Annotated in this window: 11 protein-coding genes; 10 read left to right on the top strand and 1 reads right to left on the bottom strand. The window is 50.3% G+C overall.

The genetic code is table 11. The features are described 5' to 3' along the window. Positions 1–129 precede the first annotated feature (129 nt). From E6W40_RS20640 to E6W40_RS20605, 8 genes are all read left to right on the top strand, one after another. Positions 130–1,413 (top strand): adenylosuccinate synthase, encoded by a 1,284-nt coding sequence (locus E6W40_RS20640; protein ID WP_136607494.1) that lies wholly within the window; start codon positions 130–132, stop codon positions 1,411–1,413. Positions 1,414–1,580: 167 nt separating this feature from the next. Further along, on the top strand, positions 1,581–2,327 hold the full coding sequence (locus tag E6W40_RS20635) for a hypothetical protein (RefSeq protein WP_136607493.1): 747 nt from the start codon (positions 1,581–1,583) through the stop codon (positions 2,325–2,327). Positions 2,328–2,612: 285 nt separating this feature from the next. Then, entirely contained in the window at positions 2,613–4,172 is a 1,560-nt protein-coding gene (locus E6W40_RS20630) for a peptidoglycan DD-metalloendopeptidase family protein (protein ID WP_136607492.1), read from the top strand. 198 nt (positions 4,173–4,370) lie between these two features. Continuing rightward, complete coding sequence (gene yycF / locus E6W40_RS20625) at positions 4,371–5,102, top strand: response regulator YycF (protein ID WP_136608177.1); 732 nt, start codon at positions 4,371–4,373, stop codon at positions 5,100–5,102. After that, positions 5,103–6,929, top strand: a complete 1,827-nt coding sequence (gene walK / locus E6W40_RS20620; protein ID WP_136607491.1) for a cell wall metabolism sensor histidine kinase WalK — start codon at positions 5,103–5,105, stop codon at positions 6,927–6,929. Then, positions 6,926–8,206 (top strand): YycH family regulatory protein, encoded by a 1,281-nt coding sequence (locus E6W40_RS20615; RefSeq protein ID WP_136607490.1) that lies wholly within the window; start codon positions 6,926–6,928, stop codon positions 8,204–8,206. Before walK ends, E6W40_RS20615 begins: the two co-directional genes overlap by 4 nt. A gap of 126 nt (positions 8,207–8,332) precedes the next feature. Beyond that, a complete protein-coding gene (gene yycI, locus E6W40_RS20610; RefSeq protein ID WP_136607489.1) occupies positions 8,333–9,130 on the top strand; it encodes a two-component system regulatory protein YycI in 798 nt (265 codons plus the stop codon). Between the two features lie 5 nt (positions 9,131–9,135). Further along, a complete protein-coding gene (locus E6W40_RS20605; RefSeq protein ID WP_136607488.1) occupies positions 9,136–9,942 on the top strand; it encodes an MBL fold metallo-hydrolase in 807 nt (268 codons plus the stop codon). Here the strand turns inward: E6W40_RS20605 and E6W40_RS20600 are convergent. After that, on the bottom strand, positions 9,911–10,117 hold the full coding sequence (locus E6W40_RS20600) for a hypothetical protein (protein ID WP_136608176.1): 207 nt from the start codon (positions 10,115–10,117) through the stop codon (positions 9,911–9,913). The two genes, E6W40_RS20605 and E6W40_RS20600, sit on opposite strands and share 32 nt — an antisense overlap. Positions 10,118–10,776: 659 nt before the next feature. Here E6W40_RS20600 and E6W40_RS20595 point away from each other — a divergent pair. After that, entirely contained in the window at positions 10,777–12,024 is a 1,248-nt protein-coding gene (locus E6W40_RS20595; RefSeq protein ID WP_136607487.1) for a S1C family serine protease, read from the top strand. A gap of 128 nt (positions 12,025–12,152) precedes the next feature. Then, positions 12,153–12,320 carry a CxxH/CxxC protein gene (locus tag E6W40_RS20590; protein WP_136607486.1) on the top strand — a complete coding sequence of 56 codons (168 nt, stop codon included), beginning with the start codon at positions 12,153–12,155 and terminating at the stop codon, positions 12,318–12,320. The last annotated feature ends 35 nt before the right edge of the window (positions 12,321–12,355 follow it).

Genomic DNA, 12,355 nt, shown 5'->3' with positions numbered 1-12,355 from the left:
TTATGACATGGATTATTAGTGCAATGAAACTCCAGTTGCATCGTGCATGCATAGAGTTTCTGGTTTTCGTGCAAAATTCATAGGAATTATTAAAATGAGGTGTACTAAGCACCAAGCGGGGGAATGAAAATGTCAACAGTAGTCGTTGTGGGAACACAATGGGGAGACGAAGGCAAAGGCAAAATCACGGACTTTCTCGCGGAGAGCGCCGATGTGGTGGCCCGTTACCAGGGCGGCAACAATGCCGGACATACCATTCTGATTGACGGTAAAAAATATAAGCTCAGCCTGATTCCATCCGGCGTGTTTTATTCCGATAAGATTTGCGTCATCGGTAACGGTATGGTTATTAATCCGGCTGCACTCATTGAAGAGATCAATTACATTCATGATAATGGATTTACAACGGATAATTTGGTCATCAGCGACCGTGCTCATGTCATCATGCCATATCATATGGTGCTGGACGGACTCGAGGAAGACCGCAAAGGTCCGAACAAAATCGGAACCACACGCAAAGGTATTGGCCCTTGCTACATGGATAAGGCAGCCCGTAACGGTATCCGGATCGCCGATCTGATGGATCCCGAGGAGTTCGAACTTAAGCTGCGTCACCTGATGAAGGAGAAAAACCAGGTCATTCAGCAAATGTATGATGCGGAACCGCTTGATGTAGAGGAAGTACTGCAGAAGTATCTCGAGTATGCTGAGTTCATCCGCAAGTACGTGACGGATACATCGGTTGTGCTGAACGATGCCATCGACGAAGAGCGCAAGGTGCTGTTCGAAGGTGCTCAAGGCGTGATGCTGGATATCGACCAAGGTACGTACCCATACGTAACCTCCTCGAACCCGTCTGCCGGCGGTGTCTGCATCGGTTCGGGCGTAGGACCTTCGAAAATCAGCCAGATCATCGGTGTTGCCAAATCCTATACCACTCGTGTGGGTGACGGCCCGTTCCCGACAGAGCTGAATAATGAAATTGGCGATTACATCCGTGAAAAAGGCCATGAATACGGTACGGTTACCGGACGCGCACGCCGCGTTGGCTGGTTTGACACGGTCGTGGTACGCCATGCGCGCCGTGTCAGCGGATTGACCGGATTGTCCCTGAACTCGCTGGACGTACTCACAGGACTGGATACCGTTAAGATCTGTACCGGATACAAGTACCGCGGAGAGATCATTACCCATTACCCGGCGAGCCTGAAAATGCTTGCGGAATGTGAAGCGGTATATGAAGAGATGCCAGGCTGGAACGAGGATATCACGGAAGCGAAGACTCTTGAGGATCTGCCTGAAACGACACGTAATTATGTGAAACGCGTTTCCGAGCTGACAGGCATTCCGATTGCCATCTTCTCCGTGGGCCGTAACCGCAGCCAAACGAATCAAATTTTACCAATCTACTAAGCTTGAGAAACAGAGTCCATTTGCCGGGAATGCCCGGCAGATGGGCTTTTTTTATATCTGGGGATTAAAAGCTACCATAAACCGTCAATACTTCTAGTAATAGAAAGTTTCCGGACTTTCCGTACTAGCAATCATCCAGCATGGTTGGCATGAAGGAGGAAGACGGCATGAAAATTACACGGTGGCTGGTCAAAATGGTACTTACGGTAGCTTTGATCAGCGGATTGACCGTACTTACGACCGGAGCCATAGTAAACAGCTATGTGCAATCCCTGCTATCAAGTTTTAATATACAGCTTGAGGGGCAGTCTCTTAGCTTGGGTAGTATGATGAAGGGAATGCTGGGCTTCAAGAGCGGAAGCAGCGCTGATAAGACGAAAGAGACGAAGGATTCTCAAAATACCGCAAATAGCCCAGGAAATCAGGATGCAACAAGCCCGCCGGGTTCTAGCGGCGAAACAGGATCTCTCACAGGAGACAGCACGGGGAAAACCAGCAGCGACACATCGACCAGCGGAAACACAAAACCTGCAGACAGCAGCGCAAACAGCAGCAGTAGTACGGACGACGGAAGCTCTGCAGAAAACGGGCAAGCACCGGACAATTCGCTGCCGGTCATGGGCCAGGGACTGCTGGGAGAGTCCGCGGCAGGAAGTCAATCCGCACAGGATCAGCAGGTCGTGATCAGCCCGGATGATGTGGTTAAGAAGAAGCAGGAGCTGACAAGCAGTGAGAAGGAGCAGATCTTTAACATCCTCATGACGAAGCTGCCGCAAACCGAGATGCAGAAAATCTCAAGTGCAATGGAAGATGGGCTGACCGAGCAGGAATTGCAAACCATTGAGGAGTCCATCGCCAAGTATTTGAGCACAGAAGAGTACAATGTCCTGAAACAGATGCTGGAGCAGGAATAGAGGTTCAGCAGCCGCATTAGACCGTGATCGAATTTCCAGAACAATACGGCACTTATGCCGAAAATTGTTATCTTTTTGTCACCGTGAAAAATAAACGGAAATGATCATATAATGCCGTAAACCCGCTCATGGAGCGGGTTTATTTGCTAATTACATAGAGTTGAATTGTTAACTTACGTTGTGTTAAAGTAGACAAGGGCGTAAAAAGGTATCAAAATTTTAACCTTTTTGTCTATGGATTTGTAAAATCCATGGCCCGATATACAAAGCACAAGGGAGAGTATTATGAAGGGTTTTATGGGTTTTCGCCAAACGGAGGAGAAGCAGGCAGAGGCAACATCGGCAGTGCAGGCTTCCGGGCACGAAGAACATGATGACAGCATGAGCACTTCTACCCTCACAGAGCCGAAAGGGCGCAGATGGAGTGCTACCCGGAAATGGATTGCAGGTACAACTGGAGCAGTTGTGGTCATTGTCGGTCTGGTATTCGCGGGTAATCAATATGTCGACGCCAAGACGGTTCCTTACTATCATGTCTACATACATGGGGAAGAGGTCGGAACGATCGATGATCCGGCACGAATTGATAAACTATTCAGCCAGAAACGGCAGGAATATCAGGATAAGTATCCGGATGTGGCGATGGAGCTGCATACGGAGGGCATTACAACCAAGTTGGAAAAGGCCTTTAAGGCCGAGCCCGATACACTCAACACAATGGACAAGCTTGGTAAAAAGCTGAAGGCTTATGCAGAAGGCGTGGAGCTGAAGGTGGACGGCAAGGTTGTTGGCATCGTTAAGGATCAGGCTACGATAAACGCAGCGCTGGAGAAAGTGAAGCAGAAGTACGCTCCGCAGACTGCAGCCGCTCCGGGAGCAAATAATGCATCGATGAAGAAGCTTGCAGCCAGTAGTACGGCCAAGCCTACCAATATGGCCGCTAACCCGGCAGTGAAATCGGTGCACATCGAGCAGAAGGTAACCTCAGCTCCGGTAGAAACGGACCCGAACAAGGTTTTGACTGCTGAAGAGGCCGCCAAGCTGCTGATCACGGGTAAGGCCGCACCTCTGGTATATACGGTGGAGGAAGGCGATACGATCAGCTCCATCTCCAGTCAGTTTCATGTGAACCAGAAGGAGATCTTTTCGAACAATCCGCAGATTAAGGAAAAATACCTGCAGATTGGCGATCAGTTGAAGCTGACGGTTCCCAAGCCGCCAATTACGGTAACGACGGTTGAAAAGGTATCCGAGCAGGTGGCGACGGCACCTGATATCGAGATTCGCAAGTCCAAGGAGCTTCCGGCTGGTAAGAGCAAGGTGGTCCGTCCCGGCCAGGAAGGCCTCAAGGTTATGAATTATGTCGTAACGAAGCAAAATGGTAAGGTCGTTGATGAGCAGTGGGTGGGCCAAACTGTGGTGAAGTCTTCGCTGACAGAAGTCGTGCTGCAGGGAACCAAGGTTCCAGGCAAAGGCTCAGGCAAGTTCGCCTGGCCGGTCAGCGGCGCCACCATCTCCAGCTCTTATGGTTCGCGCTGGGGCAAGACGCATAAAGGCATTGACATCGTTTCAGGCAACCGGACGATCAAAGCCGCGGATGACGGCACGGTCACATTCACTGGACAGATTAACGGATACGGCAATGCAATCATCATTAACCACAGCAATGGTTATGAAACATTGTACGGGCATTTGAATAGTATATCGACACATACGGGAGCACATGTGAACCAGGGTGACAAGATTGGTATTATGGGTAGTACCGGCCGTTCCACCGGCACCCATCTCCATTTTGAAATCCATAAGGGAAGCTCCATTCAAAACCCGATGAAATACTTGAATTAATCAGTTATTCCAAACACGTTCAGCAATCATACACGATGATATAGATGGGCACTGTCTCTTATCCGAGGCAGTGTTTTTTTTGAACAAATGCATGAGATAAACCGTGTTTAAGCGCTTGGACAGGATGTGACGCGAAGCGAGGTATGGTAAAATGATAGGAGGACTGTACGAGTTCCGATGAACGGGGTGAAAGAGCGGATGCAGGGAACGATTCTGGTGGTGGATGATGAACAGCCCATCGCCGATATTTTGAAGTTTAATTTGGAAAAAGAGGGTTATGAGGTCATCTGTACCTTTGACGGCGTAAGCGCGGTCGAGATGGCAATCTCTATTCAGCCTGACCTGATGCTGCTTGATTTGATGCTTCCGGGCAAGGACGGGATGGATGTATGCCGCGAACTGCGTGCCCAAGGCATGCACATGCCGATTATCATGCTGACCGCAAAGGATGGCGAGATCGACAAGGTATTGGGTCTGGAGCTCGGCGCGGATGATTACGTCACGAAGCCGTTCAGCACGCGTGAGCTGCTTGCACGGGTGAAGGCGCATATGAGGCGCCAGACGAAGACGGCGGGCACAGAAGCCGCTGCCGTGGCCGTGCAGGAGCAGAAGCAGGGCATTCAGCTGTTTGACCTTTTTATAGATACGGATATGTATTTGGTGTACAAGGACGGCGAGGCGCTGGATTTGACGCACCGTGAGTATGAGCTGGTGTATTATTTGGTGAAGAATGCCGGAAGAGTGATGACAAGGGAGCATTTGCTCCAAGCGGTATGGGGTTTTGAATATTTCGGGGATGTCCGTACGGTGGACGTCACGATCCGGAGACTGCGCGAGAAGATTGAGGAGAATCCGAGCAAGCCGGAGTATATTTTGACGCGCCGGGGTCTTGGGTATGTGATGCGCAGTCCCAAAAACGGAGGCCTGTAAATGAAATGGACCTCCTTTTTCCGCACCATTCAGGCGAAGCTGATCATTATCTATGTGCTGCTCATTCTGATCGCCATGCAGCTGATTGGCGTTTATTTCGTGAGCGCCATGAAAAACTCGCTGACCCGAAATTTTACGCAGGACCTGCAGGAGAGAGCTGAGCTTCTGTCCGTACTGGCCGCGGAAAAACTGGAGAGCACCGCCGATACGGGAGAGAACAATTCTGTTGAAAGTCTGGGAGCGATCGTGACCAATCTGTTCAACATGGACGGAGCGGAGATTCAGGTGCTGGATGCGAGCGGCAAGGTGCTGATTACATCCAATCAGTCGCATATGGACTATGTGGGACGTAAAAATACGCAAACCGTGGTCAGCCGCGCGCTCCAGGGCAGCAAGGATAACGAGGAATACGTCATTGACGAGGACAATGTCCGCAAGAAGGTCGTGGCGAAGCCTGTGTTTAACAAGGGTAAAATTGTCGGTGCGGTATACATTGTCGCCTCGATGAAAGAGCTGTACACGACGATGGGGCGGGTTAACAATATTTTCATATCCGGTATATTGCTGGCGCTGGGACTGACAGCTGTGCTTGGAGTCATTCTCGCGCATACGATTACCCATCCGATCAAGGAAATGACGCGGCATGCCACAGCGGTGGCGGAGGGGGATTTTGACCAGAAAATGCCCGTCTTTGGCAATGATGAAATCGGCCAGCTGAGCGAGGCCTTTAACTATATGACAACCCGTCTGCGGGAAGCACTGCTTGTAAATGAGGAAGAGAAGGAGAAGCTGGCATCCATTCTCACCAATATGAGTGATGGCGTGATTGCGACGGATGAAGCGGGACGGATTATTCTGATGAACCGCCGTGCAGGTGCGATTCTGGGCGTGGATGAAGAGGAACTGTCCGGCAGTGGCATCGCGGGGGTGCTGGGACTCAGCGCAGAGCAGACGCAGACGTTCACGGAGGGTACGTACGTGACGATGCTGCTGCAGATGAATCCGGAAGAGGAGCATTCGTATATGATTCGCGTGACGTTTACTCCGATCCACCGCCGGGAATTTGGCATTACAGGTACGATTGCCGTACTTCAGGATGTGACGGAGCAGGAGAAGCTCGAAGCGTCGCGGCGTGAATTCGTGGCGAACGTCTCGCATGAGCTGCGTACGCCGCTCACGACCATCAAGAGTTATACTGAAGCCCTTGATGACGGTGCACTCGACGATCCGCCGCTGGCATCAAGGTTTGTAGGCGTAATCCAGAACGAGACAGGCCGGATGATCCGGCTCGTAACGGATCTGCTGCATTTGTCGCGGCTGGATAACAAGGAAGCCTTGATACGCAAACAGCCGACGGATGTGCTTGAAATGCTGGAGGATGTGGCGGACCGGTTCTCATTCCAAATGCAGCAGAAGGACATCGGGTCCGAGGTCAAGGTGGAAGCCGGACTGCATAAGGCGCTTTGTGACCGCGATCAAATCGATCAGGTACTGGACAATTTGGTGTCCAATGCGATGAAATATACGCAGCCTGGCGGGACGATCTCCATGGGAGCGGCCGAGGCGCCGGGGAACATGCTGGCTATTTCCGTACAGGATACGGGGATCGGGATTCCGAAAAAGGATCTCGACCGGATTTTCGAGAGGTTCTACCGGGTCGACAAGGCGCGTTCCCGCAGCATGGGCGGCACCGGGCTCGGGCTGTCCATCGCCCGGGAGATTGTTCTTGCCCATAGCGGTACAATCTCGATCCAGTCGGATCTCGGACAGGGGACCAAAGTGACGTTTACGTTGCCGCTCGCTGAGGTTAAGGGGGTGGCAACATGAAGGAACGGATGAAGTCTCTCATGCTGCTGCTGCTCGTCTTGGGTAGCCTGATTCAGAGCTATTACCTCATTTATCGCCTTCCGGGGAGCGACACGGCTGCCAAGGCGATGAACAACTATATCAAAACAGACAATATGGGTCCGCAGGATAAAGTGGAAAACCTGCTCTATCCGGATAAGATGTTGATTCATATGGGCGAAGGCAAGCATACCATTTTCTATCCGAATTCAACGTTCTATAAATTGATATACACCCGTCTGAAGGGACGCAGCTTCGAAGGCTTCCAGCGGCGGCCTGTCGAAAATATGGACTGGAATAAAATCCGTAACGAGAATCCCGGTATTGAGCTGACCTTTGGCTCCGGCATTCCGGTGTCATTGCTGCAGCGGGTGATGCAGATTCAGCCCGATTCATTGTTTGGAGCTGAGCGGATTAACCGGATCTGGATCTACAGCGCGCCAAGCGATTCGAAGGCGCATGCGCTGTTCTTCAGCACGGAAGGCGATGTGGTGTATGAAGCTGGCAAGGTCGATCTGACCGTGCAGGATGTGCAGCAGCATGTGGACTTCGGCAAAAACTGGATTCCGTATGCCATGCAGGCGGACGGCTCGTATTATCTGCCGGAGAAGCCGGTGGACATGGTGGACGCGAATTTGGAGATCGGCTCGTATACGGTAGCACAGATGCAGCAGAGCCTGTTTTTTGATCCGGGCATTACCCGGTATATTCAGGAAAAGGACGGCTCGGAGATATATACAGACTCTAAGCGCAGTCTCCAGGTACGGCAGGAACAGAAATGGATGAGCTACACGGACCCGGCGGCTCCGCCGGCCGGGGAGAGCAGCGATGATAAAGACATTTTGGCGGCAGTAGACTTTGTGAATGAGCATGGCGGCTGGAATGGCGTATACCGGCTGGACTTATCCGGCATCGGAACGGAGCAAAGCCAGATTATGTTCCAGCAGTATTACGGCTCTTATCCGGTTCTCGATACGATGAACTTCCATTACGGTACGATGAAGCTGGATTTACAGCAGGGCAACGTCTCTACTTACGAGCGTTCCCTGATCTATATGAAAATGGGACAGCAGACCAAACAGATGAAAAAGCTGCCTGGCGGCGATGATCTGAAGGCGATGCTGGCAGCATTCAGCAAGGAGTCTCCGATTGTGGATCTCTATCCGGCTTATCTGCCGGAGCTTGAGACCAAGGGACTGAAGCTGACACCTGTCTGGGCCGTGAAGCTGGCGAACGGTCAGATTCGGACGATCAGATAAGGATGATGACGAAGGTGGAAGCTGCGAGAGAGACAGTATTGTTCTGAAGAACGACAACGATGGGGAGAACAATCCTTAATCGTAGTGGTAAACTCTCACAATGACTGCATATAAGGAGGCAAAGGAATGGATTGGGGACGGGCCAAAAATGTATTGATATATGCTTTTTTGCTGCTAAACCTGGTGCTGGGTTATCAGCTATGGGCCGATGTGCGTGAGCAGGCGGACACCAATCTGGATTTTGCCTCCTTGTCGGAGAGTACGCAGAAGATCATGAAAGAAAAATCGATACAGCTTTTGTGCCAGATTCCGAGCATTACGCCGCAGCTGCCCAAGATCACGTATCAATATTTGAATGGGGAAAGCATTGGCGGGCTGGTCATATTACAGGATAAAATTGAAAGTCAGCTGATTTTTAGAGATAAAGAATTGGTGAGTGCCTTAAAAGGGCGGATTCCGGAGATTGGAAACTATCAGTATGATCCGCTGGCAAGCGAGTATATGAGCAAAAGCGAGATGGAGCGGGTTAAACAGGCCGGAGCTGCCGGACGCTTCGTCATGCACGCGCTCGTGGACCAGAAATGGCCGCTATTTAACGACCAGCTGGAGTTGTACTACAGCGAGCAGCGGATTATCTCCTACAGCCAGTCTCCAATCGAGATTGCGACATCGGGAGATGAGGAGAATCAGAAAATGCTGCCGGCCAGTAATGCGCTGAAAACCTTGGTGGAGCGGCATATTCCACCGGGTTCGAATATCAAGGACATTCAGCTCGGGTACTACGGGCAGGTATATAACTCGGAAAGCCAGGTGGCCGCGCCTTCGTGGCGGTTTACGCTGGAAAGCGGAGAGATGTATTATGTACAGGGCATCAGCGGGGATGTTACTGTGAGCAGTCCGAAGACGGAGAAAGAAAGGGAGTAGTGGTTATGGGAATATCTTTTACAGTGCTGTCCAGCGGTTCTACCGGCAATGTCACCGTGGTCAGAAATGAAGAAACGACATTGATGATCGATGCAGGCCTGAGTGCCAAACGGATTGATGAGCTGCTGAAGGAGCGGGATGTAACGGGCGAGGAGATCGACGGCATTCTTGTCACCCATGAGCATTCGGATCATATCAAAGGTCTTGGGGCCGTGGCGCGCAAGTACGATCTGCCAATCTACGCCAATGAAAAGACATGGGAAGCAATGGAGAAGTCCATTGGCAAGATCGCTGAGGAGAACCGGATTGTGATGGATAGCGGTGAAGTCCGCGACTTCGGCTCCCTACGCGTGGAATCGTTTGGCATTTCACATGATGCAGCGGAGCCTGTAGCCTACTCCTTTTATGACGGTAATGAGAAGCTCAGCGTGGCTACAGACCTCGGATATATGAGTGATAAGGTGAAGCAGTCGCTCAGCGACTCAAACGTGATGGTGCTCGAAGCGAATCATGATATCGAGCTGCTGCGAATGGGGAGATACCCTTGGAATATTAAGCGCCGTATCCTTGGCGATATGGGTCACTTGTCCAATATCGCTGCTGGTGAAGCCCTTAGCGAGCTGCTCACGGGTGATCTGAAGCGGACTTATCTGGCACATCTCAGCCGCGACCATAACATGATGGATCTGGCTAAAATGACCGTGCGCGACAGTATGGAGGAACGAGGCTGTTTTTATAAAGACAGTGAATTTAAATTATGCGAGACGTATTATGACCGCCCTACACCATGGGATAAGGTGAGTGAACCATAAATTGGTCGAGTTCGGCCGCCTTCCTCTCCACCTCTTCACGGGTGAGGATGCCCTTGTCTACCAGCAGCTCGATAATCGTGCTGAGGGCAAGGGTATTGCGGTAATGCTCATCCTTCAAATCTCCAAGCTTGGCCATCATCTGCACATAGTCCATACTGGACGGAAATCGTTCCATCATATTCATCCTCCTGGCATGATTTCTTGGTAACTCTCTTCTACTATTATTTCCAAAAATGAACAATCAAATCCCACAACTCACCAGTACAACCTTTTAAAATAAATTAGGTACGAAGACCTCCATGTGTTACAATAATCTGTACCGGAAAAAAACCTGAAAGTCCTTGCAGCAGTTGGGCTGAGGGCGATTAGTAAGCCTCCAGATTTTAGGTAAATTATTGAGTGTAGCCTTGCTTTGGAAGAGGCTGTACTTTGCTGGTCTGCTATTATTCTAGTAGCTTGCAGATGGAAATATTCCTGTTTTTTGATAGAGTCCCGTAAAAATTGGATGTCTGGATCAAAAAGTTGAAGAAAAATGGATTTTTTTGCTTAAGAGTGGCTGTTTTGTGGTGATTAAAAATAAAGGGATTTTTAAACGCAACCTTTAGGGTCATCATGCAGTTTATAATAATGAAGACTTTTGCACTACAGAAAAAACAGCGCCAAAAAGGTAATCTTTAGGTAGATTGAAGATAACTGAAGATCATGCAGACGAACTCTTACATGGAAATGATTATTCAGATGAGGACCGGACAGGATTACATACCTAAGAGGGTATTGGAGGTACAAAACGGCAGGTTGGATTTGGGTGCGTGACAACAAAGGGGAGAGGATCACATGGGGCTGTTTCAAGACGATTTTTATTCGACCAAAGTGACGAAGCGCGAACGCGGACTCCGCAAAGCTGGCAAGGCGCAGGAAGTCTGGCCGAGATCCAGGCGCAGCCGGGGGATGTCCACGCTTCAGGTCGCTACGATCAGCTCGGTCATCAGCGCATTTGTGGCTGTGCTGTTGTTCAGTATGATCACGGGGCTGCCTTCCTCCGGGAAAGAAGCGGTCGCAGTTAGCGCCATCAATTCCAAGCAGCTGGACAGTAACGCCGATCCTTATGACAGATTAGTAACGGCTGCAGCCAAAGTACGCCCTACCGTAGTAAGCATTGTGAATTACAAGGACGCCAAGAAGGATAAGACCAGTCTGGAGGATTCGGCTCTGGGATCAGGAGTTATTTTCAAAAAAGACCAGGGTCAGGCCTTTGTGATTACGAACAACCACGTTATTGAAGGCTCACAGGAGCTCGAAGTGGTGTTGGTAAATGGTGAGATGAAAAAAGCTAAGCTCGTCGGCGCAGATAAGGTGAATGACATCGCCGTGCTGGCAGTCAACGATAAAGATATTAATGAGGTAGCGGAAATGGGCGACTCCGGCAAGCTGCGGCTTGGGGAAACGGTGTTTGCGATCGGCAATCCGCTTGGACTTGGTGACACACTGACTTCCGGTATTGTAAGCTACACGAACCGTATTGTGCCCGTATCCCTGAACCAGGATGGTATATATGACTGGGAGCAGGAGGTTATCCAGACCGATGCGGCAATCAATGAAGGCAACAGCGGCGGAGCGCTTGTCGATCTGAACGGAAAAGTCATCGGCATTAACACGATGAAGATTGCGGATGCCGGTGTAGAGGGATTGGGCTTTGCCATTCCTGTGGAACAAGTGATGAAGACGGTCGATGAGCTGATGACACATGGCAAGATTGCCCGCCCGTATATCGGCATTTACTCCATGGATCTCGGTAACCCGTATGCCCAAATGGATGAGGATCAGCTCAAGGAGCTGAAGCTGCCAAGCGATGTGAAAGACGGAGTCGTGGTGCTGGATGCCATTGGTCCGGCGCAGGAGGCTGGTCTGAAGCTTAATGACGTCATCGTGAAATTTAACGATGATCCGATTACGACAACACTGGAAATGAAGAAATTCCTGTATGATAAAGTCAAAATCGGCGATACCGTAAAGGTTACCTTCTACCGTGGTGGCAAGGAACAAACGACGAACGTGAAGCTGGCGGAAAAGCCGGATCAATAAAGATAACATCAGAAAAACAGATGTGCGAAAATGTCGAAAAAGAGCTATAATTTGAGTAGGAATTTAGATTTTTGCAAAAGATGGACTTATGACAACCGTGTGCAACGTTAGAAGGGATGCTTTCATTTATGTATGTAGTATGCAAAGAACATTTGGAGCTTGCCATTGATATGTTTGTGGACGAATACGAGGATGCTCCGGACGTTGTGGATCTGAAGGATACAGAGTTTTCTGATTGGGATCCGCCTGTGCAGTGCGCACACTGTGAGCAGGCCGGCAAGTTTCTGGTCGTATAACCACAAAAGCATAAGGTAACAGGGGAGCGTGGGAG

Origin of the sequence: Paenibacillus dokdonensis (assembly GCF_004916975.1) — a bacterium.
Classification (GTDB): Bacteria; Bacillota; Bacilli; order Paenibacillales; family Paenibacillaceae; genus Paenibacillus_AQ; species Paenibacillus_AQ dokdonensis.
This window is presented reverse-complemented; position numbering and strand designations above follow the sequence as displayed.

What these genes read in the sequence shown, in the direction of transcription:
- E6W40_RS20615 (WP_136607490.1), top strand. Translation starts at nt 6,926, where the DNA reads ATGAAGGAACGGATGAAGTCTCTCATGCTGCTGCTGCTCGTCTTGGGT.
- E6W40_RS20640 (WP_136607494.1), top strand. Translation starts at nt 130, where the DNA reads ATGTCAACAGTAGTCGTTGTGGGAACACAATGGGGAGACGAAGGCAAA.
- E6W40_RS20600 (WP_136608176.1), bottom strand. Translation starts at nt 10,117, where the DNA reads ATGGAACGATTTCCGTCCAGTATGGACTATGTGCAGATGATGGCCAAG.
- E6W40_RS20630 (WP_136607492.1), top strand. Translation starts at nt 2,613, where the DNA reads ATGAAGGGTTTTATGGGTTTTCGCCAAACGGAGGAGAAGCAGGCAGAG.
- yycI (WP_136607489.1), top strand. Translation starts at nt 8,333, where the DNA reads ATGGATTGGGGACGGGCCAAAAATGTATTGATATATGCTTTTTTGCTG.
- E6W40_RS20590 (WP_136607486.1), top strand. Translation starts at nt 12,153, where the DNA reads ATGTATGTAGTATGCAAAGAACATTTGGAGCTTGCCATTGATATGTTT.
- yycF (WP_136608177.1), top strand. Translation starts at nt 4,371, where the DNA reads ATGCAGGGAACGATTCTGGTGGTGGATGATGAACAGCCCATCGCCGAT.
- walK (WP_136607491.1), top strand. Translation starts at nt 5,103, where the DNA reads ATGAAATGGACCTCCTTTTTCCGCACCATTCAGGCGAAGCTGATCATT.
- E6W40_RS20635 (WP_136607493.1), top strand. Translation starts at nt 1,581, where the DNA reads ATGAAAATTACACGGTGGCTGGTCAAAATGGTACTTACGGTAGCTTTG.
- E6W40_RS20595 (WP_136607487.1), top strand. Translation starts at nt 10,777, where the DNA reads ATGGGGCTGTTTCAAGACGATTTTTATTCGACCAAAGTGACGAAGCGC.
- E6W40_RS20605 (WP_136607488.1), top strand. Translation starts at nt 9,136, where the DNA reads ATGGGAATATCTTTTACAGTGCTGTCCAGCGGTTCTACCGGCAATGTC.